Below are 22,532 nucleotides of genomic sequence, written 5' to 3' on the forward strand. Positions count from 1 at the left end.
CCTCATCTGTATCGGTCGATTTGCAGCGTATCTGACTCTGTGCTGGTCGCCCAGCCCGGCGCACACTGGCCGTGTCCTTCCCCATTCCCGAGGCCGCGCGTGCAACTGCCGCTGTTCATCGTCGATGCCTTCACCACGGTGCGGTTCCGCGGCAACCCGGCCGCGGTGGTGCCGCTGCAGGCGTGGTTGCCGGACGCGCTGATGCAGGCCATCGCCAGCGAGAACAATCTGTCGGAGACCGCGTTCTTCGCGCGCGAGGCCGATGGCGCGTTCGCGATCCGTTGGTTCTCGCCGCTGCGCGAAGTGGGGTTCTGCGGCCATGCCACCTTGGCCAGCGCCTTCGTCGTCGCCACCCAGGGCCTGGCGCCGCTGCCGTTGCGGTTCCGCGCCGCGGCGGTCGGCGAACTGGGGGTGGACCGCGAGGCCGACGGGCGCTTCGTCCTGCGCTTTCCGAACCAGGCGCCGACCGCGCTGGCGCCGGTGCCGCAGGCGCTCGCGCAGGCGTTGTCGATCGCGCCGCAGGCGGCGTACCGCAACGACCAGGCCTACATTGCCGTGTACGCGGACGAAGACCAGGTGCGCGCGGTGGTGCCGGACCTGGCGCGGATGCTGGCGCTGGCGCCGCGCGATGTCGCGGTCACTGCGCCCGGGCGCGATCACGATTTCGTCTCGCGTTATTTCTGGCCGGCCAACGGCGGCGTCGAGGATCCGGTGACCGGCTCGATCCACGCCGCGCTGGCGCCGCTGTGGGCGCAGCGCCTGGGCAAGTGCGACCTGCGTGCGTGGCAGGCGTCTGCACGCGGCGGCGAACTGGACTGCCGGGTGCTGCCGGACCACGTGCAGGTGCGTGGCGCGGCGGTGCAGTACCTGCACGGGAGCATCGCGCTGTGAGCGCGGCCGTCGCCACATCCGCGGGCGCGTCGCGGCGGGCACTGTGGCAGCTGCTGCTGGCCGAGGTGCTGATCGGCTCGGTCGGCGTGTTCGTGCACGAGAGCGGCCAGGACCCGGTGACCGCGGTGTTCTACCGCTGCCTGTTCGGCGCGCTGTTCCTGACCGTGTGCGGCCTGCTCGGCGGGCAGTTGCGCGGCCTGTGGCGCGAGCGCGCGCTGTTGCGCGACGCGGCGCTCAGCGGGGTGTTGCTGGTGCTCAACTGGGTGGCGCTGTTCGCCGGCATGGCGCGTTCGTCGATCGGCGTGGCGACCATGGTCTACCACGTGTTCCCGTTCGTCATGCTGATCCTGGCGGCGGTGCTGCAGGGCGAGCGCAGCCGCCGCGCCGACCTGGGCTGGACCCTGCTGGCCTTCGTCGGCGTGGCCTGTTCGGCCGATCCGCTGCGGCTGTGGTCCAGCGCCGACCGCGGCTACCTGGGCGGGATCGCGCTGACCTTGCTTGGCGCGCTGCTGTGTGGCGCCTCGTTGCTGATGTCGCGGCGGATCAGCCGCGAGCGGCCGCTGGCGGTGGTGACGGTGCAGTGCTGGGTCGGTGCGGCGATGCTGGTCGGCTTCTCCAGCAGCGCCGCGCTGCATCCCGGCCGCCACTGGTTCTGGCTGATCGGCCTGGGGGTGATCCACAGCGGCGTGGTGTACGTGCTGTTCTACAGCGCCTACCGGCACCTGCACGTGGCGGCGATCGCGGTGGTCGCGTTCGTCTATCCGCTGGTGACGCTGCTGCTGGACTACCTGCTGTACGGCCACCGGCTGGTGCCGGTGCAGTGGCTGGGCCTGGCGCTGATCGTGCTGGGCACGCTGGCGGTCAATCTGCGCTGGTCCTGGCCACGCCGGGCGGTGGTGGCGTCCTAGCAGCGGCGCAGCAGACGCATCGGCCACCGCAGCGCGGCGGCCGTGCCGTTCGGCTCAGCGCACGTCGCGCAGTTCCCAGCCGCTGCCAGCCAGCAGGCGCAGGCGCTGCTTGAGGATGTCGCCGGGGATGCTGGTGGTGGCGGACAGATCGATGCGCAGATCGTCCTGGCGGCCGGTCACCCGTGCCGCCGGATCGGTCACGCCCAGGGCCGGATCGACCTCGTCCGGCTCCGGCTGCAGCGCGCGCCAGCGCTCGAACCAGGCCGGATCGCTGAGGGCGGCCTGCAGCTGTTCGGCGAAGGCGTCGGCGCCGTGCGCGGAGAAGCTCAGCGACGGGTTGCTGCCGCGGGCACGGGCGGGATCGGGCAGGCTGATCGAGTAGGTGACGGCCATGGGCATCTCTTGTAGGCGGTACGAAGCGGCGCAGCCTAGCAGAGCCGGCGGCGACCCGCCGTCGACGCGGCCAGCGGGCGATCAGCCGAAGCGCAGCGCCTCCCCGGCGAAGCCCAGCACCAGCGCACCCTTGCCGACATTGACCATGCCGGTCAGGCTCATCACGCTCTCCAGCAGCTCAACGCCGTGGCTGTCGCAGGCCTGACGCAGCGCCGCGTAGCCGGGCAGGGCGCGCAGTTCCGCCAGCTCGCCGCCATAGCTCAGGCACAGCGTGGGCGTCATCAGCCCGGCGGCCACGCGTTTGGCGGCCAGCCCGAACAGGGTCTGCACGGCGTGGTCGAAGCCCTTGAGCTTGGCCACCGGCGCGGTCTCGCCGCGGTGGCAGTGCAGCACCGGCTTGATGTCCAGGGCCGAGCCGAGCGCGGCGCTGAGCAGGCCGACGCTGCGGTCGCCCTTGCTGCGCGCGCGGCTGCGCAGGTAGTACAGGTCGCGCGCGATCATGTAGCCATGGGTGTGCTCGGCCAGCGTCTCCAGCCGCTCGCGGATGGCCTGCACGCCGGCAGCGTCGGCACGCAAGCGCACCGCCTCGACGGCGATCACCGCCTGCGCGGCGAACAGGTTCTGGGTGTCGATCACCCGCAGCGCGAACGGCGAGGCGTGGCCGGCAGCCTGACGGATCGGCTTGTAGTCGCTGAGGATGGCGAAGCCGGCCTGCTGCGCGTGGTCGTGGATCGGGCTGCGGGTCTTGGTGATGGTCAGGCAGAACACGTGGTCGTAGTCGATGACCAGCCGGCTCAGGAACAGCTCGCGGATCTGCGCCACGCTGTACGGCACGGTCTCGGCTTCGGCGCCGTGCGCGCTGACCTGTGCGTGCAGGAACTCCAGCGTCGCCGCTTCGTCGCGGCGATCGGCCAGGACGGTGCCGCCGAGGCGCACGCTGATCGGCAACACCACCAGGTCGTGCTGGGCGATGTAGTCCTGCGGCAGGTCGCAGGCGGAATCTACGACGATGCCGATGCGCATCCGCTGAAGCTCCAGTGATTGGGGAGATCGATGGACATGGCGACCGCTCAGGCGTTGCGCTGCACCGCGACCGGCAGCGCGCTCAGGCGCGCCATGTCGCCGCGCTGCAGCAGTTGCGGGTCGGCCAGCACCGCGCGCATCAGCGGGTGCGCGTCGTTGCCCCACAGAAGGGTGTCGTCGATCTGCAGGGTCGGCACGCCGAACACGCCGGCCGCCAGCGCCTGTTCGGTGTTGGCGCGCAGTTGCGCCTTGACCTGCGCATCGGCGGTGGCCGCGGCGACGTCGGCGATCCCTAATGCCTGGCCGACCGGCGCCAGGGCCGCGGCGTCGTCGCCCGCGTGGCCATCGCGCCACAGCCAGTCGAAGAGCGCATCGATGGCCTGCGGCGTGGTGCCGGCGGCGATGCACAGGCGCAGCGCCGTCAGCGGGTTGAACGGATGTGCCGGCGGGAAGCGCAGCGGCACGCCTTGCTGCTGCGCCTGCCACTGCACGAAGCGATAGGTGAACTCGCGCTTGTGCGGCACCTCGGCCGGCCCGCGCGTCTGCAGCTGCGCCAGCACCGCGCCGAACACGATCGGCACCGGCTGGATCCGCGAGAACTCCGGCAGCGCTTTCACCTGCTGCCAGTGCAGATAGGAAAACGGCGAGATGAAATCGAAATACCAGCGCAACGTCATCGTGCTTCTCCGTCATGACGCATCAGCTTATCGCGGCGTCGCTCGCGCTGCGACTGCGTACATCGCATGCTGCAGTGCGAGATGTCGTTGACGTCCGTTCGCCGGGGCGACCGCAATGCGTAGACGATGCCGTGGCGGAAATCTCGCTGGCACGCGATATCTGTGAAGCGCCGCGCGGCCGTGGCCTGGATCGCGGTAGCGCTATTGCGCTGGCGCATGGCATGCGCGGGTCTTGTCATAGCTCGCGGTACGCGCACCTTGCTAGCGTCCGCCGCGGCAGTAGATTCGCTGCCCCTGCACGCTCAGGAGAGACCGCCATGCACGCTTCCGCTTCCGTTTCCGCCGCTGCTTCGCCGCGCCTTCCCGCCACGGTCGTCAGGTCGCCGCGCGGCTGGGCGCGGACCCTGCGCGCGCTGTTCGCCACCGCCCTGCTCGCCATCGCGCCGATGGCGCTGGCCGGGCCGTACCAGGTGTATGGCAACCAGTACGCCTGGGTGAACAACTTCAACGACCCCAACAACGTCATCCAGGGCACGTTCCACAGCGGCAGCACGCCGAGCATGACCGTGACCTTCAATTTCCCCAACGCCAGCCTGTACGGCTATCCGGCGATCCTGCGCGGCTCGCACTACGGCTTCAATCCCACTGCCGACCGCACCTTCCCGCGGCAGGTCTCGGCGCTGCGGTCCCTGCCGGCGACCTTCGCGTACTCGTCCGGCGGCAGCAACCTGGCCGGCGACTTCGCCTACGACCTGTTCTTCCGCTGGGACAGCACGGTGTCCTCCAGCGCGATTCCGCAGGCCGAAGTGATGATCTGGGGCGGCCACAACTCGTATCCGATCGGAACGCTCACCGCCAGTAACGTCATCAGCGCCGGCGGCTACACCTTCGATCTGTGGGAAGGCATGAACAGCGCCGCCGGCTACTACGTCTACACCTTCATTCCGCACAACACCGCGGGCCAACCAACCCTGCCGAGCAACGGCAATCTCAACATCGACATCAAGCCGTTCCTGAGCTGGCTGCACACGCACCGCGCGCAGGACGGGCGCTTCAGCAACGCGATGTACCTGCACGTGGTCGAGGCCGGTTTCGAGGTGGTGCGCGGCAACGGCTGGGCCTGGATCCAGGCCAATATCGGCGCCAACTGACGGCGCCGCACGGGCGCCGCCGTTCCTACCTGGCTCAGCGCGGCGGCGCCTTGCACAGTGCCGCGTTGTGCCAGGCGGCGCGGGCGATCGGCAGGAACCCGTCGGCATCGCTGGGCGGTAGGCTGTTGCGCACGTCCTCGGCACCGCTGCCGGCGCGTTCCAGCACCGGTGCCAGCGTGCGCAGGCAACCGGCGCGGTCGCCCAGGTGATACTGGGTCAGCGCCAGATCGGTGCGGACCTGCGCGGCGTCCAGCCAGAACAGGGTCTTGTCGCAGCCGTCCAGCAGTGCGGCCAGGGTGCGTTCGGCGTTGGCGTAGTCCTTGGCTTGGTACTGGCGCAGGAAGCGCGCGCGCGTGGCCTCCGCCGCCTCGGGCACGCAGGCCGGCGCGGCGCGTCGGTAGTCGCCTTCGAACCAGGCGCGTGCGCCGCAGTAGTCGCGGCAGCTGTCGGGCGTGAGCGCCTCGACCCGGATGGCGTCGCCCTCGGCGTGCAGGCGGGTGCGGCACAGCGACGCGGGATCGTCGTCGTGCGCGCGGGTGAAGCCGAGTTCGCCCTGCAGCGTGCCGTCCAGCGCACAGGTATGGCCGTTGGCGCCGGTGACGTCGAGCGAGAAGCCCAGACCGTCGGCGTCGCGCGCGACGTCGAGGCGGTCGCCGCCATCGGCGAGATAGACGCCGGGTGTGGGCGGCGCGGCGCCGGCGCCGCAGGCGAGGGCCAGCAGCGCCAGCGGCAGCAGGCGCTGGAGGGACAGCGAACCGCGCATCGGGATGTCTCCGTCGGGCCAGGGGCGCAGCGTAGCGGCGTGGCGACGTCCTCGCCGGCGCGTGTGGCGCGTCTGCCCGCAGTGCCTCACGGCGCGAGCCATTGCACGCTGTCGAAGACGATGCCCGGGCCGAGGAAACCATTGTCCGGCGAGCCCGAGGCGACGTCGATGTCCAGCGTGTTGAGGCCGGCCTGCAGCGCGCTGGCCGGGATGTCGAACAGATAGACGGCGTTGTTGCCGCGGTAGGTGCCGCGGGTGATGCCGCGGCTGTCCGGCTGCTCCGGGCGCGGCGGCACCGGCCCGCTCCAGCGATCGTTCACCCGCAGCTGCGGACGGCCGCCGGCCTGGGTCAGGGTGACGAACAGACGCAGGCGGTAGGCGTGGACCTGCTCGGGCGAGAGCACGAAGGCGATGCGCGTGGGCGTGTTGACGCCGCGCCATTGCGCCGCCGGGAATACGTCGAGAGAGTCGTGGCCCACGCGATAGGTCAGCGGCCCCCATGGCGCCATGCGCCGGTCGGAGGGATGCGCGCTCGCCAGCAACACGGCGTTGCGGAAACCGGCCGGCGTGCCATCGGGATCGCCGATCTGCCAGATCACCTGGCCGGGCAGCGGGACCGCATGCAGGGCGGCCTGCGCGGTGGCTGCGGCTGCGATCTGCACGGTGTCGTGGGCCACCTCCAGCTCGTTCTGGTACAGCGCGATACGGTACGCGCCGGGGCGGATGCCGGCGATGCGGAAGCGGCCGTCGGCATCGGCCCTGGCCCAGTACTGCGCCTGCGCGTTGCGCAGGGCCACCACTGCCGGCTGCTCTGCGTCGATGCCGGAGACCTGGCCGGCCACCGCACCGCGCGCTTCCGCGCCCAGAAAGCCTTGCAAGCCCAGCGACGCGTCGACGAAGCGCAGGTCCGGCGGCACCTGCGCTTCTGCGCCGCCGCGGCTGAACTGCAGCACGTACACCCCGTGCAGGCCGCCGCGGTAGGGTTCGGTCTGGGTGTGGTTGGAGAACATGTAGTTGTACAGCTCGTGGGTGCGCGTGGTCCGCTGCGTGGCGATGTCCTTGAAGAACGGCCCGCCCGCGCTGTGTTCGCGATCGCCCATCCACATCCGCACGGCGAGGCCGGGGCCGCTGACGCCATGCACGCTGTCGTCGATCGCGCGCCGTGCCGAGTAGAACTTGGAGCTGGTGCGGCCGTCCGGCAGCAGGAATACGTCCTTGCCTTCGATCGCGGTGCCGATGTTGGAATCCGGTTCGCGCTCGGCGTCGGGCAGCTTGGTTGCGTCGAGGCGGGCGATGAAGCGCAGTTCGCCGACCGGCAGCAGGGTCGGCGCATAGGTGGCCAGGTAGAGCGCGTCGCGGCCCTTGCGCGCCATGTAGTACTGCACCAGGTCGCCAGCGCTGGCCGAGACCACGATGGTGTCGCCGACAGTGCGTGCGGCGACGCGGGCGCTGCCCAGGCCCGAGGCGATCTGCGAGTGCTTGGCTTCCGGACTCTCCAGTTCGACGCCGCGGTAGCGCATGGAGACCACGTCGCCGGTGCGGGCGTCCACGCTGAACTGCAAATCGGCGCCGCTGTCGACGACGAAGCGATCGCCGACCCGAGCGACGCCGAAATCGGCTGCGTTTGCCAGCACGGGTGCCGCGGAGTACAGGGCGAGGCAGCACAGCAGCAGGCGAAGCAAGCAGGGCATGGTGGCGCGGGCGACGGCAGCGAGGCGCACAGCCTACTGCGCGCGGACGTGGGCGCGATGCCGTTTCCGCGCGGCGGTGGGGCAGCGCTCAGGTGCGCATTGCGGGGCGTCGCCACCGGCGGGACGGCATCGTCAGTGCGATGCCGTCCCGGCGTGCTCGACGCGGTTTAGTGCGTGTACGGCTTCGGCAGCGCGCCGTTCTGCTGCATGTAGCGGTCGCGCAGTTCGGTCTGCCGCGAGCGCATCGGGATGGCGCGGCCGCCCAGCCAGACCTGTTCGGCATAGTGCGCCACGTCCAGCGGGTCGCCTTCCCACAGCACCAGGTCGGCGAGCTTGCCCGGGGCGATGCTGCCCAGTCGATCGCCCACGCCGAAGGCCTCGGCCGGGACCCGGGTCAGGCCGGCCAGGGCTGCGTCCCACGGCAGCCCGTGCGCGACCGCGTTGCCGGCCAGTTGCCGCTGCTTGCGCGCGTTGTGCGCGCCGTCGCCGCCCTGGGTGAAGCTCACCGCCACGCCGGCGGCGTCGAGGCGTGCGGCGTTCTCCAGGGTGGCGCCGATCTGGTCGAAGCTGGCCGGCAGGTCGTCCAGCGCGTTGACGAACACCGGCACCTGCGCCTTCGCCAGTTCCGGCGCCAGCTTCCAGGCCTCGTCGCCGCCGGCGATGGCGATGCGCACCTTCTCGCGCTGTGCCCAACGCAGCAACTGGCGGATGTCGGCCGCGCGGTTCACCGTCACCACGATGCGGCCCTGGCCGGCGAGGTAGCGCGCCAGCACCGCGCGTCCGGCCGGGGTCAGCAGCGCATGCGGCGAATCGGCGGGCATGCGCCCGCGCGCTTCGGCCACCAACTGGTCGAGCAGCATCCACTGCGCCGCGCGCGACTTGCCGCTCAGTTCCAGCGCATCGCTGCCCAGGTGCAGGTACAGCGCGCGCGGGCCGATCGGGTCGGCGCCGCCGTCCAGGCGCATCACCGCGCCCTGGCCGGCGACGAAGGCGCCGCCGGTGTTGGCGCCGAGCGCGGTGAAGCCGATGCCTTCCACCCGTGCGACCGGGATCAGCACCGATTCGGGGTTGTAGGCCAGGGTCACGTCGAACTCCGGGCGCATCGGCTGGTCGTGCGGCAGGGTCAGCGTGCTGTCGACGGTGGAGGCCTCGCCGGAGACCTCCTCGATGCCGATCTCGGTGATGCCGCCGAACAGTGCCGGGGTCAGCGGCCGGCCCTTGGCCTCCACCACGGCGACGCCGGCCGGCGCGCTCAGGCCGGGGCCGACCGCGCGGATCACGCCGCCCTGGACCAGCACGTCGGCATTGGCGAGGGTGCCGCGGGCGCTGGCGGTGTGCACGGTGGCGCCGCGGATCAGCACGTCCTGGGCGAACCCGGGCGCGCTGCCGAGCAGCAGGCAGGCGGCCAGGGCCAGGCGCTGCGCCAGGCGAGGGGACGAGAGTCGGGCGCGGCTCATCGGGCAGCCTCCTGGCCGAGCATGAAGTCGGAGGTCGGTTGCAGGCGGCGGTCGGCGCGGTCGTAGACCTGCGCGCCGTCGATGTAGACCTTGTCGGCCAGGGCGTAGGAGCTGAAGGGATTGCCGTTCCACAGCACCACGTCGGCCATCTTGCCCGGCTCCAGCGAACCGGTCTGCTTGTCGATGCCCAGCGCCTTGGCCGGGTTGCTGGTCAGCCAGCGGATGGCGCGTTCGGGCGGGATGTCCATGCCGGCACGGCGGCCGGCGGCCATCGCCTTGGCCGCTTCCTGGTTGAGCCGCTGGATGCCTTCCTCCGAGTCCGAGTGCACGATCGCGCAGCCGTTGGCGGGGCGGTCGACCAGGGCGATGTTCTCCTGGATGCCGTCGAAGGCCTCCATCTTGAAGCCCCACCAGTCCGCCCACAGCGCGCCGCAGACGTTCTCCTGGGCCAGGCGGTCGGCGATCTTGTAGGCCTCCACGCCATGGTGGAAGGCGGCGATCTTGAAGCCGAACTCCTTGGCCAGGTCGAGCATGGTGGTCATCTCGTCGGCGCGGTAGCAGTGGATGTGCACGCGGATGTCACCGTTGATCGCGCCGGCCAGCGTGTCCAGCTTGAGGTCGCGCTTGCCGCCGCTGTCGCCGCTGCTGTCGTTGTCACCGTTGCCGCGGCTCCACCAGTGGCGCTTGGGCGGGCTCTTCTGCTTGGGCGCGTTCTTGCGCAGGTATTCGCTGGCGTCGATGAAGGCGGCGCGGTAGCCGGCGACGTTGCCCATGCGCGTGGACGGGCCGCCCTTCTCGCCGTAGACCCGCTTGGGGTTCTCGCCGCAGGCCATCTTCAGGCCCCACGGCGCGCCCGGGAACTTCATCGCCTGGTAGGTGGTGGCCGGCACGTTCTTGAGGGTGACGCCGCGGCCGCCGACCAGGTTGGCCGAGCCGGGCAGCACCTGCAGCGCGGTGACGCCACCGGCCAGCGCGGTGCCGAAGCCGGGATCCTGCGGCCAGATCGAATGCTCGGCCCACACGTTCGGGGTCACCGGTGCGGTCGCTTCGTTGCCGTCGCTGTGCGCGCTGACGCCCGGGCTGGGATACACGCCCAGGTGCGAGTGCACGTCGATGACGCCGGGCGTGACCCACTTGCCGTGGCCGTCGATGCGGGTGGCATTGGCCGGCGCGGCCAGCGCGCGGCCGACCGCCTGCACGCGGCCGTCCTGCAGCAGCACGTCGGCATCGTCCAGGCGCTCGCCGGTGCCGGTGAGCACGGTAGCGTGTTCGATCAGCACCGGCACCGACGCCAGCGCGCGATAGGTGCTGGGATAGGGATCGTCGACGAAACGCGAGGCCGCGGCGGCCGGGCCGCACAACGCCACGCCCAGGCAGGCGAGCAACAGATGACGCATCGAACTTTCCCCGGAAGATGAACCCGGCCCTTGCGGCCGTGCCCGCACGCTAGCCCGAGCCGGCGCGCTTGCCAAGTGCGGGTGCGGCATCGGCGCGCCCGGCTGCACCGGATCGCGACGCGGAACCTGTTATGCAGCGCGATTCTCCCCATGGACACCGCAATGACCGACACCCCTGCGCGCACCGTCGTGGACTTCTGGCGCAGTGCCGGCCGCGAACGCTGGTTCGCCGCCAACGACTCCTTCGACGCCAATGTCCGCCAACACCTGCTGGAGGCGCATCACGCCGCCGCGCGCGGCGAACGCAGCGACTGGCTGACCGACGCCGAAGGCGCGCTGGCGCTGCTGCTGTTGCTCGACCAGGTGCCGCGCAACGTGTTCCGCGGCAGCGCGCACGCCTTCGCCACCGACGGCCTGGCCTGCCGCTATGCCGACCAGGCGCTGGCGGCAGGGTTCGACCAGGAAACCGACGCGGAACTGCGGATGTTCTTCTACCTGCCCTACACGCATGCCGAGGACGCGGCGCGGCAGCGCCAGGCGGTGGAGCTGTTCAGCGCGCTCGGCGATGCGGAGTCGCTGCAGTGGGCGGTGGTGCACGAAGACGTGATCCAGCGCTTCGGTCGCTTCCCGCACCGCAATGCGGCGCTGGGGCGCACGACCACGCCGGAGGAGCAGGCGTTCCTGGATGCGGGTGGGTTTGCCGGGTGAGGGAGGGGGGGCTGCGCGTTCGCTGCGTCATGGCAGCGAAGCCAGTGGCGCATCGGATGTCATTGCAGTCGGGACTGAAGTCCCTCCCACAGGGCGACATCAGGCTGCTGGCGCGGCCGCCAACATTCGCCTGGTACACGCACCCAAGATAAGGAATGCGCTTCTTGTGGGAGCGGCTTCAGCCGCGACGAGCGAAGCCATCGGCGCATTCGACCTCATTGCAGTCGGGACTGAAGTCCCTTCCACAGGGCGACATCAAGCTGCTGGCGCGGCCGCCAGCATTCGCCTGGTACGCGCACCGGAGACAAGGAATGCGCTTCTTGTGGGAGCGGCTTCAGCCGCGACGAGCGAAGCCATCGGCGCATTCGACCTCATTGCAGTCGGGACTGAAGTCCCTCCCACAGGAGATCGCCGGAGTTCATGTTGCCGCCAGCACGCCAAGCTCATACGTGTTTGCGCCCCTGTGCCGATCGCGGCGCGCGGGCACAAAAAAGGGCGATCGTTCGATCGCCCTTTCGGCGCGTCCGCACGGGACGCAAGCCACGAGGTACCTGACTCAGTACTTCGGCACGCTTCCGTCCACCTGGTCGGTCCAGGCGTCGATGCCGCCGACCACGTTGTGCACCTTCGTGAAGCCCAGCGAACGGAAGTGCTCGGCCGCCTGCGCGCTGCGGCCGCCGCGGTGGCACAGGAAGGCCAGGGCGGTGTCCTTGGGCAGCGCTTCCAGTTGCGCGCGCTGCTCGCCGTCGAGGGTGCGGAACGGCACGTTGACCGCTGCCACCGCGCGCTCTTCCGGCGGACGCACGTCCACCAGGAGCAGGCCACCGGCGCGTACCTGGTCGTCGGCGTCGCGCGGGCTGAGGTCCTGCACCGGCTTGGGCGCATTGGGATTGTCGATGGCCAGGCCGCGGCCGCGGATGTCGTCCACCCAGTCGATGGTGATGCCGTCGGCGCGGCGCGCGCTGCCCAGGTCGAACTGCACGCGCAGGCCGTTGGACTCGGCAGCGATGGCGTTGGGATCGGTCGGCGCCAGCTGGAAGTTCGGCTGGAACTGCGCGTCGATCGCCAGCGCCAGGCTCGCGCCCGGGGCGTCGGCCAGCGCGCCGCGCAGCATCTCGGCGGCGGCGTCGGTGATGGTGATCGACGGCGGGGTGCGGTCCGGCGCGGCCACGCCGAGCAGTTCGCTCAGCTCGCCGCTGCCGGCCATCTGCAGGATGATGTCGCTGCCGCCGATCAGCTCGCCGTCCACGTACAGCTGCGGGATGGTCGGCCAGTCGCCGTAGACCTTGATGCCCTCGCGGATGTCCTGGTCGGCCAGCACGTTGACGTGGGCGAAGTCGACGCCGAGCTCGTTCAGCGCGCCCACCGCCTTGGCGGAGAACCCGCACTGCGGCATGCTCGGCTGGCCTTTCATGAACAGCACGACGCGGTTGGAGCTGAGCAGCGTTTCGATACGGGAGCGCAGGGCGGGGTCGAGGGACATGGCAGGCAGTCGTCGCAGAGTCGGACCGGTCATTCTACGCCGCATGGCATCATGGGGCATGACAGTTCCGGAAACGCTGCATCGCATCCCGCGCCACCCGTACCGCTGGCTGCCCTGGGCGCTGGCCTCGCAGGCGCTGGTGGCGGCGCTGTGGTGGGCGTATGGCTGGCCAGTCGGCCTGCCGGCGCTACTGCTGTCGCACGCGGCGCTGGTGTTGCCGGTGTTCCTGCCGCGGGCGCGGCTGTACGCGCCGGTGCTGGATCGTCTGCCCGGCAGCGCGCCGCGGGTGTGGCTGACCATCGACGACGGCCCCTCCGACGACACCGTGGCGATCCTGGACCTGCTCGACCGCCACCAGGCCAAGGCCACGTTCTTCCTGGTCGGTGCCCGCGCCGCCGCGCGCCCGCAACTGGTACGCGAGATCCTGCGCCGCGGCCACGGCATCGGCAACCACAGCCAGCATCACCCGCAGGCGTGGTTCTGGGCGCTGGGGCCGCGGCGCATGGCGCAGGAAATCGGCCAGGCGCAGCAGACCCTGGCCGCGATCGCCGGCACTGCGCCGCGCTGGTACCGCTCGGTGGTGGGCATGACCAATCCCTTCGTCGCCGCACCGCTGCGCCGGCATGGCCTGACCCGGGTGGCCTGGAGTGCGCGCGGCTTCGACGGCGTGCGCTGCGACCCCGCGATCACCGTCGCGCGCATCGCCCGCGACCTGCAGCCCGGCGCCATCGTGCTGCTGCACGAGGGCGCGGCGCACGGGCACAACCCGGCGATCGTGGAGGGGGTGTTGCAGGCTGTGCAGGCGCGTGGGCTGGAGACGATCTGCCCGACCTGAGGCTGGACGCGCTTCCCCCGCTTGCGCTGTGGCGTGGTGCCGATGCGCATACGCTGCGGCGGCCGTGTCCATGCACGGCGCGGCATGCCGACAGGCTCCCGAGGGGCATCTGTCGCTCGCTGCACGGAGTAGTCGGCGCATGCGGCGAAGGCATGACCATCCGGCGTGTGCAGATGTAGTGCAGGCAGCATGGCGCAAGGCCTGGCTGCGCTTTCATCTGGTGCGCTTGTAACTGCGCACCTCCCAGCCGTCTCGCAGGCGAGTGACGAAGCAGTCATAGCCTGCCGCGTGCTGCGCGTCGAAGTACTGGTGCATCTCGGTGCGGTCCGCGAAGATGCGTCGCACGTCCGCAGTCTGGCGCCGCGACGGTGAGCGAATAGCCGCAGCGATCCCTCGCAATGTTGCCAGTAGTGGCGCAACATCCATGTGTCCCTCTGCCGAGTCCGTGGCTGGTCGGGCGGACTATCGCACACCTGAAAACCGTCCGCCAGGAACCGCCAGAGGCCGTCTTTCGCGCACTGCAGCCTTCAGTGCATGGAGGCCATCTCCATGCCGCTGTGCGGCGGCATGGCAGCTTGCAGAGGGGAACGCGCCGACGCGGAGGGCGCTCGCTGTCGCGCGCGCTGGGCCACGATCGGCGAGAAGGTCGTGCAGACCGGGAGTTCGCGCGACAGCTGCGACGTCAACGCGGTTCCGCCACGATCAGCCAGTTGTTGAACGGCGTGTTGCCGTACAGCGGCGCGAAGCTGGCGCGCAGGCCGGCGGCGTCGAGCTGGGCCTGCAGGCTGTCGCGGGTGGGGTAGGCCTTGGGCAACTCCTGCATCCAGCCGGCCAGGTGCGCGAGCACGTCGGTGATGCGGCTGGTGCGGCCGCGGCCGCTGGCATCGCCCAGGCCGCTGCGGATCACCAGCTTGGCGCCGGGGGTGAGCATCCGCGCCACGCTGCGGATCAGGTTGGACTGCATGTCGCGATGCAGGTACTGCAGCACGTCCAGGATCGCGACGCTGCCGTGGTGCTCGGGCCAGGACTGGCCCAGGTCGACCACGGCGAAATGCGTGTCCTGCAGCCCGTTGCGCGCGGCAATGGACGCGGCGCGGCGGATCTTGGCCGCATCGATGTCCACGCCGTGGTAGCGCTGGCGCTGGCCGTCGGCGCGCAGCGCGTGCGCGAGCAGGCCCAGCCCGCAGCCCAGGTCCAGCACCGGCGCGTCGGTGCCGCGCAGCGCGGCGAGCACGCCGGGGTAGAGCGGATCGGTGCGCAGCTTGGTGCGCGTGTAGTAGTAGTCGTAGCGGTTGCCCAGCGGATGCGTGGGCAGGAAGGCGCGGGCGATGGCCAGGGCCTGCGGGCGGGTCATGGGCTGGGTGGTGCTGGCGTCGCGCAATGTCGGTCCTTGGCAGCGGGCGTACGCCAGCTAGGCTAACGCATCGCGTGCCGCCGGCAACAGCCGCGCGGTCCAGCGCGCATACATCGCCGCCGACGGATGCAGCCCGTCCGCGGCCAGCATCGCCGGGTCGCCGCCGCCATCGCGGCTGCAGCCGGTGATATCGACGAAGCGCACCGCGCGCGCGGCGCAGCAGGCCTGCGCGGCGGCGTTGAAGGCGTCGATCTGCGCGGCGATGCGCGCCGGATCGTGGGCGGGCGGCTGTGCGAACGCGGTCACGCCCCAATCCGGGATCGACACCGCCAGAACCCGCTGCGGCCGCGCGTCGGCGAAACCGATCGCACGCTGCAGCAGCGCGTCGAACTGCGCGCGATAGTCGTCGAGCGGATAGCCGCGGTACTGGTTGTTGACGCCGATCAGCAGCGTCACCAGGTCGAACGGCCCCTGCGGCGCGGCCGCGTCGATGCCGGCGTCCAGTTCGTCGGTGGTCCAGCCGGTGGTGGCGACGATCTGCGGATCGGCCAGGGCGATGCCGTCGCGGCGCAGCGCCGCGGCCAGTTGCATCGGCCAGCGTCCGTCGGCGTCCACGCCTTCGCCGATGCTGTAGGAATCGCCCAGCGCCAGGTAGCGCAGCGGTGTGTGCTCGGGCGTGGCGAAACTACCTTTGCTCATCTAAGCGGAACCGGCAGCTGCCATATCACCGGGATACGCGATCCAGGAACGGCGCACGCTTAGCCATTCCCCACTCACCGCCCCACAGCCGCCCGCGGCTTCAGCGGCACCACCTTGGTGGCATCCTCGGCGCGGCGCGCCAGGACACGATCGATGCGCGCGAACACCTCGCGCATCGTCGCCGCCTCCGGCAGCAGGGTGACGCGGAAATGGTGCCGGTAGGGCACGTTGAAGCTGGAGCCGGGCACCACCAGCACGCCTTCCTGTTCCATCAGCTCCAGCGCGAAGGCGTGATCGTCGAAGCCGCGCGCGGCGGCGCCGACCACGGCCGGGAACGCGTACAGCGCGCCGGCCGGCTGCACCAGCGACAGGTGCTCGCTGGCCGCGCACGCCTCGAGCACCGCGCGGCGCGTTTCGTACAGGCGTCCACCCGGGGCGCACAGCGGCGAGATCGTGTCCGGGCCGTTGACCGCGGCATCGATGGCGAACTGGCCGGGGACGTTGGCGCACAGGCGCAGCGCGCCGAGCAGGTCCATGGCGTTGCGGAAATCGCCGACGCGCTCGGCGTCGCCCGACAGCAGCGCCCAGCCCACGCGCCAGCCGCAGGCGCGGTGCACCTTGCTCAGGCCGCCGAAGCTGATGCACGGATGCGCGCCGGCCAGCGGTGCCACCGACACGAACTCCGCCTCGTCGTACAGCACCTGGTCGTAGATCTCGTCGACCATCAGCAGCAGGTTGTGCTTGATCGCGATGGCGACGATCTTCTCCAGCAGCGCCCGCGAGTAGCTGGCGCCGCTGGGGTTGTTCGGGTTGATCAGCACGATGGCGCGGGTGCGTGAAGACACCAGCGTCTCGATCTCCACCGGGTCGGGCTGGAAGCCGTTCTCCGGCGCGCAGCGGTAGTACACCGGGCGGCCGTCGTTGAGGATGGTGGCGGCCGACCACAGCGGGTAATCCGGCGACGGTACAAGCACCTCGTCGCCCGGGTTGAGCAGCGCGCGCAGCGACAGGTCGATCAGCTCGCTGACGCCGTTGCCGACGAAGATGCGGTCCGGGTGCGCGTCCGGATGCTGGCGCCGGGCGTAGGCCGCGGCGATCGCCTCGCGCGCCTCCGGCAGGCCCTGCTGGTGGGTATAGGGATCGGTGCGGCCCATGTCGTCGGCGATCGCGCGCTGCAGGTGCTCGGGCGCACGGAAGCCGAACGCGCCGGGATTGCCGATGTTGAGCTTGATCAGTTTGCGCCCCTGGGCCTCCAGCTCGCGGGCTCGCCGTGCCAGTTCGCCGCGGATCTCGTAGCGGACTTCGGACAGGCGTTCGCGGATCGCGAGCGGCTTGATCGGCAGGGTGGGCATCGCATTGGCCGGTGGGGCGTGGGACCTGCATGGTAGCGGAAATGTGACACCGCGGCGGGGCGGTAGGGCGCGCGGTGACGGGTCGTCTACGGCGCCCGGCCGCCACGCTCGGCGCTGCATTGGACGAGGCGCCGTGGCTGGCCCGTGTGGCGGCCACACACGCGTCGCGCGGGTCATGCGCCGCTGCTGGCGACTCCCGGGACGCCGCCTGCGGCGCGGGCCAACCACGCAAGGCGCCGCCCCGCGCGTGTCCCAGTGGCCGCCCTGCGCTCACCTTTGGGCGCGGCGCACCCTCTAGAATTCGCCCATGACCACCTCCCCGATCGACTTCGACGCGTTGCGCCCCATCGGCTGGCCCTGGCCCGGAATGCCCGAGGAGCCGGCCTGGCGCGCGCTGTTCGAGACGCATCCGCAGGCGCGGCCGGCGCGGGTGGTGGAGCAGCACCGCACCGGCTATGTGGTCGCCGATGCGGTGGACACCGGATTCAAGGTCGAATCGCTGCCGGACTGGCAGCGGCCGCGCTTTCCCAGCCACGAGCGCGCCGCGGTCGGCGACTGGGTGTTGCTGGAGGACACGCGCATCGTCGCCTTGCTGCCGCGGCGCACCGCGATCAAGCGCGGCGCCGCCGGCGAGCACTACCACCAGCAGGTGATCGCGGCCAACATCGATACGGTGTTCATCGTCTGCGGCCTGGATGCGGACTTCAATCCGCGCCGGATCGAGCGCTATCTGCTGCTGGTGGGCGGCGGTGGTGCCGCGCCGGTGGTGGTGCTGACCAAGGCCGACCTCACCGAGTACGCCGACGACGCGCTGGCGGTGCTGGAGGAACTGGCGGCGCAGGCGATTCCGCTGCTCACGGTCAACGCCCGCCAGGCCGACAGTGTCGACGCGCTGCGGCCGTGGCTGGGGCCGGGGCAGACCGCGGTGCTGGTCGGCTCGTCCGGTGCCGGCAAGTCCACCCTCACCAACACCTTGCTCGGCGTGCAGAAGATGCGCACCGCGGCGGTGCGCGCCACCGACTCGCGCGGCCGCCACACCACCACCCATCGCGCGCTGCTGCCGCTGCCATCCGGCGCCTGCCTGATCGACACCCCGGGCATGCGCGAACTCAAGCCCACCGGCGAGGAAGACCTGGCCGAGGGCGGCTTCGCCGACATCGAGGCGCTGGCCGCGCAGTGCCGCTTCAACGACTGCGCGCACCAGGCCGAACCGGGCTGTGCGGTGCAGGCGGCGATCGAGCGCGGCGAGATCGAGGAGGCGCGCTTGGCCAATTACCTGAAGCTGCGCGACGAGGTCGCCGGCGCCGCCGGCAAGCTGGCGCAGCGCCAGGCGCAGAACGCGGCCGCCGGCCGCGGCGGCAAGCCCAGCGGTGGCAAACCGGGCGGCAAGCGTCCGCCACCGCGCACCCTGCGCCGCTGACGTCGGCCGTGGCCAAGCGCGTGCTGCCGGTCGAGATCCGCCACCATGCCGCGCTCGACGCGCGGCTGGTCAAGGCGGTGCGCGGCATCCGCCTGCTGGCCCTGGCCAGTTGGCCGGTGGCGCTGCAGGCGCCGTTCCTGGAGAGCGTGGCGCGCGGCCAGCCGCAACTGCCGCAGGTGGACTACCCCAGGCTGGATTTCGCCGACACCCGCCGCGAGCTCGGGGCGATCGCCGAGGCCGCCGATCCGGCACATCCGCTCGGCGCCTACCTGCAGGCCTCGGTGCACAGCTGGGATCTGGCCGCCGCCCTGCTGGAAGCGCTGGGCACGCCGGCGGTGGGCACGTATTCGGCGCAGTTGTTCGGCGTGCCGGACGACCCGATGCCTGGCCACGGTCCCACCACCCGCGAGGCCGCCGGCCATTTCATCCACATCGCCCACGAGCTGGACCGCGAGCTGTTCTCGGCCGAGGAGCAGGTGCCGGTGTCGGCCACCGCCTTGCGCCTGCTGCTGCAGCGCGACCTGGACGAATTCTTCGGCGCGCGGGTGATCACGGTGGAACTGGATCCGGACCTGCTGGCCAAGGCCGCCGCCGGCGCGCAGCGCATCCGCCTGCGCTCCGGCGCGCACTTCAGCGACTACGACCGCGCGCAACTGTTCCACCACGAGGCGCTGGTGCATTCGCTGACCGCGCTCAACGGCCGGCAACAGGCGCAGTTGCCGAGCCTGGCGCTGTCCTCGCCGCGCACCACCGCCACCCAGGAAGGCCTGGCGACCTTCGCCGAGCAGATCACCGGCAGCATCGACATCGAGCGGATGAAGCGGATCAGCCTGCGCATCGAGGCGATCGCGCTGGCCCGCGACGGCGCCGACTTCATCGAGGTGTTCCGCTACTTCGATGCGGCCGGGCAATCGCCGGCGGAAAGCTTCTCCTCGGCGCAGCGCGTGTTCCGCGGCGTGCCGACCACCGGCGGCGCCGCGTTCACCAAGGACACCGTGTACCTGCGCGGCCTGGTGTCGGTGCACACCTTCTTCCGCCAGGCGCTGCAGCGCGACCGGCTGCCGCTGTGCCGCTGGCTGTTCGCCGGCAAGATGGCGCTGGAGGACGTGGCCGCGTTCGCGCCGCTGTTCGAGTCCGGCGTGCTGGCGCCGCCGCGCTGGTTGCCGACGTGGGTCGCGCGCGCCAGCGGCCTGGCCGGGATGCTGGCGTTCTCGCTGTTCGCCAACCGCATCCGCATGGACCAGGTGGACTGAACGGCGCCACGCGGCGCTCACCCGCCGCGAATGTGCGGCTGCCGATACTGCGGCGCCCGGCCTGCCTCCGCATGGCCGCTTCCCCTCACAAGGAGATCCGCATGAAGATCCTGATGGTGCTGACGTCGCACGACCAGCTTGGCGACACCGGCCACAAGACCGGCTTCTGGCTGGAAGAATTCGCCGCGCCTTACTACACGTTCAAGGATGCCGGCGCCGAACTGACCCTGGCGTCGCCCAAGGGCGGGCAACCGCCGCTTGACCCGAAGAGCGATGCGCCGGACGCGCAGACCGAAGCCACCCGCCGCTTCAAGGACGACTCGGCGGCGCAGCAGCAATTGGCGAGCACGCATCCGCTGGCATCGGTACGCGTGGACGACTACGACGCGCTGTTCTACCCGGGCGGCCACGGCCCGCTGTGGGACTTGGCCGAGGACCGCGATTCCATCGCCCTGATCGAAGCGTTCGCGCACGCCGACAAGCCGGTCGGCTTCGTCTGCCACGCGCCGGGCGTGCTGCGCCGGGTGAGCGCGGCCGATGGCACGCCGCTGGTGAAGGGCCGTCGCGTCACCGGCTTCACCAACGGCGAGGAAGCCGCGGTGGGCCTGACCGACGTGGTGCCGTTCCTGGTCGAGGACGAACTGCAGCGCCTGGGCGGCCAGTACAGCAAGGTCGCCGATTGGGGCGTGCACGTGGTCGAGGACGGCCGCCTGGTCACCGGGCAGAACCCGGCCTCGTCCGAGGCGGCGGCCGAAGCGTTGCTGGGAATGCTGCGCGGGAAGTGAGCACTCATCGAGCGCGATGATGGCAAGGCTAACTTGCCATTTTCGGTACGCGAGGTGCTTTGGTTTGCGCTGGGGTGATGACGTAGCGGTTGAAGCGCAACCTCGTGCCGCTTTTGTAGCCTTCGCCGTTTGTCCTCTATAGGAGCGGCTTCAGCCGCGACGGGCGTTCGCACTGATGCCGGTCGCGGCTGAAGCCGCCCCTACGAGGCCTAGTAGATGTGCCGCCGCGTGCCAGCCAGGGTGCGCGCCTGTGGGAGGGACTTCAGTCCCGACTGCACCGACTGCACGCACTCGAAAGCGCAGATGCAACGCAGCGGCGCTGATCGGCGCCGCTGCTGTTTTCGGCTCAGCCGCGCAGCCACCAACGCAGGCTGTACGCGGGCAGCGCGCCGTTCCAATGCGCCAGCGCTGCGGGATCGCTGCCGCCATCGGCGATCGCCTGCCAGTTGCCGTCGCCCAAGGTTGCGGCGACATCCACCGCAACCGGCTCCGCACTGAAGTTGTACATCGCCACGAACGCCTCGCCGCGCGCCAAACCGAGCAGGGCGGGATCGCCCAGCGGCACGGCACGCAACGGCTGGTCGGCGGCCAGTGCCGCAGTGGCGGCACGCGCGGCGATCAACCCGCGCAGGCGGGTGTAGACCTGGCCGGGCAGGCTGTCGGTGTCGTGGCGTTGCGCCGCGCGTGCCCAGTCCATCGCCGGGCGATGCAGCCAACGGCCTTCGTGCTGGCGCAGCGGGTCGTCGCGGTAGGCCTCGTCGTTGCCCAGGGCCAGTTCGTCGCCCATGTACAACAGCGGGATACCCGGCATCGCCAGCGCCACCGCGTACAGCAACAGCAGACGGCGCACGCCCAGTTCCAGCGCATCGGCATCATCGGTGGCCAGCGCTGCCGTGATGCCGGTCAGGGCCGCGCTCATGCCGTTGCTGCCGTGCACGCCCTCGCCGCTGCTCTGGAAGGCTTCGCCGCGCGCGTAGCTGTCCGCTGTGTCGCCGGCGTAGAACTGGGCGATGCGCGCCAGCGCGAACGGCGCCACGCCATCGCCACCGGCGGCTTCGCGCTGCAGCACGTTCCAGCCGATGTCGTCGTGGCAGCGCACATAGCTGAGCCATCCGCAGGCCGGCGGCAGCGCCGGTGTCTGCGCGATCGCCGCCTGCACGATGTCGCCGCGCTGCTCGGCCAGGGCCACCCAGCCGGCCGCCATCAGCGTGCTGTGGTAGGCGAGGTGGCATTCGTGGCCGCGCGCGGCGCCTTCGCCGAAATACGGCGGCAACTGTGCCATCGGCACGATCGCCTCGGCCTTCAGCAGCACCGCTGGGGCCAGGATGTCGGTGAGTGCGCGCAGCGCCTGCAGGATGGTGTGCGCCTCCGGCTGGTTCATGCAGTCGGTGCCCGGGCGCTTCCACAGGTAGGCGGTGGAATCCAGGCGGAACACCTCCACGCCCAGGTTGGCCAGGTGCAGCAGCGCCAGCGCCATTTCGCCGAACACCGCCGGGTTGCTCCAGTCCAGATCCCATTGGTAGGGGTAGAACGTGGTCCACAGCCAGGCGTCGGCGTCCTCCACCCAGGTGAAGTTGCCCGGGGCGGTGTGCGGGAACACCTGGCCCAGGGTGCGCTCGTAGGCATCCGGCGCGTCGCGGTCGCGGAAGTGGTGGTAGTAGTCCAGATGCCGCGCATCGCCGCGCTTGGCCGCCAGCGCCCAGGGATGGTCGTCGGCGGTGTGGTTGAGCACGAAGTCGGCGCACAGGCTGATTCCGGCCGCACGCAGCCGCGCGGTCAGCGCCGCCAGATCGTCGGTGTCGCCGAGCCGCGGTTCGACCTGGCCGTAGTCGCTGACCGCGAAGCCGCCATCGTTGTCGCCGGCGCGCGCGCGCAGGAACGGCAGCAGGTGCAGGTAGCGCACGCCCAGTTCCTGCAGGTAGGGCACGCGTTCGCCGACGCCATGCAAGGTCCCGGCGAAGCGGTCGACATAGGCGCTGTAGCCGAGCATCGCCGGGGTGGCGAACCAGTCAGGGGCGCGCTCGGCATCGAGCTGGCGCAGCGCCGACGGCCGCGCGTTGGCGGTGGCCGCCAATTGCGTCAGCCACTGCGGCAGCCATTGCGCGAACGCCGGATGCGCGCCGTACAGCGCATGCAATGGGGCGAGCAAGCGTTCGCCGTGACGCTGCAGGCGTGCCAGCACTGCGTCGGCGGCGTCCGGTTGCAGATGCGCCTGCCACAGGGTGTGGGCGAGCGCGGACAGTGCGGAAGGGGCGGGTGCGGTCATGGGGGGCTTGGCCGCGCCCCCGGTGG

The 22,532-nt window shown here is 71.0% G+C and carries 20 protein-coding genes; 8 read left to right on the forward strand and 12 right to left on the reverse strand.

All coding sequences use genetic code 11. The features are described 5' to 3' along the window. The first annotated feature begins 99 nt into the window (after positions 1 to 99). Positions 100 to 891 carry a PhzF family phenazine biosynthesis protein gene (locus ACHWVH_RS16320; RefSeq protein ID WP_267117572.1) on the forward strand — a complete coding sequence of 264 codons (792 nt, stop codon included), beginning with the start codon at positions 100 to 102 and terminating at the stop codon, positions 889 to 891. Then, positions 888 to 1,799 (forward strand): DMT family transporter, encoded by a 912-nt coding sequence (locus ACHWVH_RS16325; RefSeq protein ID WP_394687560.1) that lies wholly within the window; start codon positions 888 to 890, stop codon positions 1,797 to 1,799. Before ACHWVH_RS16320 ends, ACHWVH_RS16325 begins: the two co-directional genes overlap by 4 nt. A 54-nt stretch (positions 1,800 to 1,853) precedes the next feature. Here ACHWVH_RS16325 and ACHWVH_RS16330 read toward each other — a convergent pair whose 3' ends face one another. The 3 genes from ACHWVH_RS16330 to ACHWVH_RS16340 all read right to left on the reverse strand — a co-directional run bounded on the left by ACHWVH_RS16330 (position 1,854) and on the right by ACHWVH_RS16340 (position 3,892). Beyond that, positions 1,854 to 2,192 carry a hypothetical protein gene (locus tag ACHWVH_RS16330; protein WP_267101859.1) on the reverse strand — a complete coding sequence of 113 codons (339 nt, stop codon included), beginning with the start codon at positions 2,190 to 2,192 and terminating at the stop codon, positions 1,854 to 1,856. Between the two features lie 81 nt (positions 2,193 to 2,273). Continuing rightward, positions 2,274 to 3,215 (reverse strand): DegV family protein, encoded by a 942-nt coding sequence (locus ACHWVH_RS16335; RefSeq protein ID WP_394687561.1) that lies wholly within the window; start codon positions 3,213 to 3,215, stop codon positions 2,274 to 2,276. A 47-nt stretch (positions 3,216 to 3,262) separates the two neighbouring features. Further along, positions 3,263 to 3,892, reverse strand: coding sequence for a 2-hydroxychromene-2-carboxylate isomerase (locus tag ACHWVH_RS16340; protein ID WP_152244542.1), 630 nt, complete (start codon positions 3,890 to 3,892; stop codon positions 3,263 to 3,265). Between the two features lie 317 nt (positions 3,893 to 4,209). Here ACHWVH_RS16340 and ACHWVH_RS16345 point away from each other — a divergent pair, with 317 nt between their 5' ends. Continuing rightward, positions 4,210 to 5,043, forward strand: a complete 834-nt coding sequence (locus ACHWVH_RS16345; RefSeq protein ID WP_026144748.1) for a cellulase — start codon at positions 4,210 to 4,212, stop codon at positions 5,041 to 5,043. 34 nt (positions 5,044 to 5,077) lie between these two features. Here the strand turns inward: ACHWVH_RS16345 and ACHWVH_RS16350 are convergent, their stop codons facing one another. From ACHWVH_RS16350 to ACHWVH_RS16365, 4 genes are all read right to left on the reverse strand, one after another. Beyond that, a complete protein-coding gene (locus ACHWVH_RS16350) occupies positions 5,078 to 5,806 on the reverse strand; it encodes a hypothetical protein (protein WP_295928344.1) in 729 nt (242 codons plus the stop codon). Positions 5,807 to 5,892: 86 nt separating this feature from the next. Further along, on the reverse strand, positions 5,893 to 7,497 hold the full coding sequence (locus ACHWVH_RS16355; protein WP_394687562.1) for a rhamnogalacturonan lyase B N-terminal domain-containing protein: 1,605 nt from the start codon (positions 7,495 to 7,497) through the stop codon (positions 5,893 to 5,895). Between the two features lie 167 nt (positions 7,498 to 7,664). Further along, positions 7,665 to 8,954, reverse strand: coding sequence for an amidohydrolase family protein (locus ACHWVH_RS16360; RefSeq protein WP_295928340.1), 1,290 nt, complete (start codon positions 8,952 to 8,954; stop codon positions 7,665 to 7,667). Continuing rightward, positions 8,951 to 10,351, reverse strand: a complete 1,401-nt coding sequence (locus tag ACHWVH_RS16365) for an amidohydrolase (protein ID WP_295938469.1) — start codon at positions 10,349 to 10,351, stop codon at positions 8,951 to 8,953. The genes ACHWVH_RS16360 and ACHWVH_RS16365 overlap by 4 nt, the downstream gene beginning before the upstream one ends. A 162-nt stretch (positions 10,352 to 10,513) precedes the next feature. On the opposite strand from ACHWVH_RS16365, the gene ACHWVH_RS16370 reads away from it, so the two are divergent. Further along, on the forward strand, positions 10,514 to 11,059 hold the full coding sequence (locus ACHWVH_RS16370) for a DUF924 family protein (protein WP_267117447.1): 546 nt from the start codon (positions 10,514 to 10,516) through the stop codon (positions 11,057 to 11,059). Positions 11,060 to 11,615: 556 nt separating this feature from the next. On the opposite strand, the gene grxD is transcribed toward ACHWVH_RS16370, so the two are convergent. Next, complete coding sequence (gene grxD / locus ACHWVH_RS16375) at positions 11,616 to 12,542, reverse strand: Grx4 family monothiol glutaredoxin (RefSeq protein ID WP_043094779.1); 927 nt, start codon at positions 12,540 to 12,542, stop codon at positions 11,616 to 11,618. A 43-nt stretch (positions 12,543 to 12,585) separates the two neighbouring features. On the opposite strand from grxD, the gene ACHWVH_RS16380 reads away from it, so the two are divergent. Next, entirely contained in the window at positions 12,586 to 13,377 is a 792-nt protein-coding gene (locus ACHWVH_RS16380) for a polysaccharide deacetylase family protein (protein WP_295938464.1), read from the forward strand. A 682-nt stretch (positions 13,378 to 14,059) separates the two neighbouring features. On the opposite strand, the gene ACHWVH_RS16385 is transcribed toward ACHWVH_RS16380, so the two are convergent. From ACHWVH_RS16385 to ACHWVH_RS16395, 3 genes are all read right to left on the reverse strand, one after another. After that, positions 14,060 to 14,731 carry a methyltransferase domain-containing protein gene (locus ACHWVH_RS16385; RefSeq protein WP_394687699.1) on the reverse strand — a complete coding sequence of 224 codons (672 nt, stop codon included), beginning with the start codon at positions 14,729 to 14,731 and terminating at the stop codon, positions 14,060 to 14,062. 57 nt (positions 14,732 to 14,788) lie between these two features. Then, positions 14,789 to 15,430 (reverse strand): SGNH/GDSL hydrolase family protein, encoded by a 642-nt coding sequence (locus ACHWVH_RS16390; RefSeq protein ID WP_152237753.1) that lies wholly within the window; start codon positions 15,428 to 15,430, stop codon positions 14,789 to 14,791. A gap of 74 nt (positions 15,431 to 15,504) precedes the next feature. Further along, positions 15,505 to 16,782, reverse strand: coding sequence for a pyridoxal phosphate-dependent aminotransferase (locus ACHWVH_RS16395; protein WP_043094783.1), 1,278 nt, complete (start codon positions 16,780 to 16,782; stop codon positions 15,505 to 15,507). A gap of 307 nt (positions 16,783 to 17,089) precedes the next feature. Here ACHWVH_RS16395 and rsgA point away from each other — a divergent pair, with 307 nt between their 5' ends. The 3 genes from rsgA (at position 17,090) to ACHWVH_RS16410 (ending at position 20,240) form a co-directional block, all read left to right on the forward strand. Continuing rightward, positions 17,090 to 18,202 carry a ribosome small subunit-dependent GTPase A gene (gene rsgA / locus ACHWVH_RS16400; protein WP_295928328.1) on the forward strand — a complete coding sequence of 371 codons (1,113 nt, stop codon included), beginning with the start codon at positions 17,090 to 17,092 and terminating at the stop codon, positions 18,200 to 18,202. 8 nt (positions 18,203 to 18,210) lie between these two features. Next, positions 18,211 to 19,455 carry a flavohemoglobin expression-modulating QEGLA motif protein gene (locus tag ACHWVH_RS16405; RefSeq protein ID WP_394687563.1) on the forward strand — a complete coding sequence of 415 codons (1,245 nt, stop codon included), beginning with the start codon at positions 18,211 to 18,213 and terminating at the stop codon, positions 19,453 to 19,455. A gap of 101 nt (positions 19,456 to 19,556) precedes the next feature. Beyond that, positions 19,557 to 20,240 (forward strand): type 1 glutamine amidotransferase domain-containing protein, encoded by a 684-nt coding sequence (locus tag ACHWVH_RS16410; RefSeq protein WP_295938016.1) that lies wholly within the window; start codon positions 19,557 to 19,559, stop codon positions 20,238 to 20,240. A gap of 346 nt (positions 20,241 to 20,586) precedes the next feature. Here the strand turns inward: ACHWVH_RS16410 and ACHWVH_RS16415 are convergent, their stop codons facing one another. Continuing rightward, positions 20,587 to 22,506 (reverse strand): alpha-amylase family glycosyl hydrolase, encoded by a 1,920-nt coding sequence (locus ACHWVH_RS16415; protein WP_394687564.1) that lies wholly within the window; start codon positions 22,504 to 22,506, stop codon positions 20,587 to 20,589. Between the last annotated feature and the right edge of the window lie 26 nt (positions 22,507 to 22,532).

The organism is uncultured Xanthomonas sp. (genome assembly GCF_964278005.1).
In the GTDB taxonomy this organism is placed as follows: Bacteria; Pseudomonadota; Gammaproteobacteria; order Xanthomonadales; family Xanthomonadaceae; genus Xanthomonas_A; species Xanthomonas_A sontii.

Coding starts and splice junctions, on each gene's coding strand:
- ACHWVH_RS16350 (WP_295928344.1), bottom strand. CDS start 5,806: ATGCGCGGTTCGCTGTCCCTCCAGCGCCTGCTGCCGCTGGCGCTGCTG.
- ACHWVH_RS16345 (WP_026144748.1), top strand. CDS start 4,210: ATGCACGCTTCCGCTTCCGTTTCCGCCGCTGCTTCGCCGCGCCTTCCC.
- ACHWVH_RS16370 (WP_267117447.1), top strand. CDS start 10,514: ATGACCGACACCCCTGCGCGCACCGTCGTGGACTTCTGGCGCAGTGCC.
- ACHWVH_RS16380 (WP_295938464.1), top strand. CDS start 12,586: ATGGCATCATGGGGCATGACAGTTCCGGAAACGCTGCATCGCATCCCG.
- ACHWVH_RS16415 (WP_394687564.1), bottom strand. CDS start 22,506: ATGACCGCACCCGCCCCTTCCGCACTGTCCGCGCTCGCCCACACCCTG.
- ACHWVH_RS16385 (WP_394687699.1), bottom strand. CDS start 14,731: ATGACCCGCCCGCAGGCCCTGGCCATCGCCCGCGCCTTCCTGCCCACG.
- ACHWVH_RS16410 (WP_295938016.1), top strand. CDS start 19,557: ATGAAGATCCTGATGGTGCTGACGTCGCACGACCAGCTTGGCGACACC.
- ACHWVH_RS16365 (WP_295938469.1), bottom strand. CDS start 10,351: ATGCGTCATCTGTTGCTCGCCTGCCTGGGCGTGGCGTTGTGCGGCCCG.
- ACHWVH_RS16390 (WP_152237753.1), bottom strand. CDS start 15,430: ATGAGCAAAGGTAGTTTCGCCACGCCCGAGCACACACCGCTGCGCTAC.
- ACHWVH_RS16355 (WP_394687562.1), bottom strand. CDS start 7,497: ATGCCCTGCTTGCTTCGCCTGCTGCTGTGCTGCCTCGCCCTGTACTCC.
- ACHWVH_RS16340 (WP_152244542.1), bottom strand. CDS start 3,892: ATGACGTTGCGCTGGTATTTCGATTTCATCTCGCCGTTTTCCTATCTG.
- ACHWVH_RS16360 (WP_295928340.1), bottom strand. CDS start 8,954: ATGAGCCGCGCCCGACTCTCGTCCCCTCGCCTGGCGCAGCGCCTGGCC.
- ACHWVH_RS16330 (WP_267101859.1), bottom strand. CDS start 2,192: ATGGCCGTCACCTACTCGATCAGCCTGCCCGATCCCGCCCGTGCCCGC.
- grxD (WP_043094779.1), bottom strand. CDS start 12,542: ATGTCCCTCGACCCCGCCCTGCGCTCCCGTATCGAAACGCTGCTCAGC.
- rsgA (WP_295928328.1), top strand. CDS start 17,090: ATGACCACCTCCCCGATCGACTTCGACGCGTTGCGCCCCATCGGCTGG.
- ACHWVH_RS16395 (WP_043094783.1), bottom strand. CDS start 16,782: ATGCCCACCCTGCCGATCAAGCCGCTCGCGATCCGCGAACGCCTGTCC.
- ACHWVH_RS16335 (WP_394687561.1), bottom strand. CDS start 3,215: ATGCGCATCGGCATCGTCGTAGATTCCGCCTGCGACCTGCCGCAGGAC.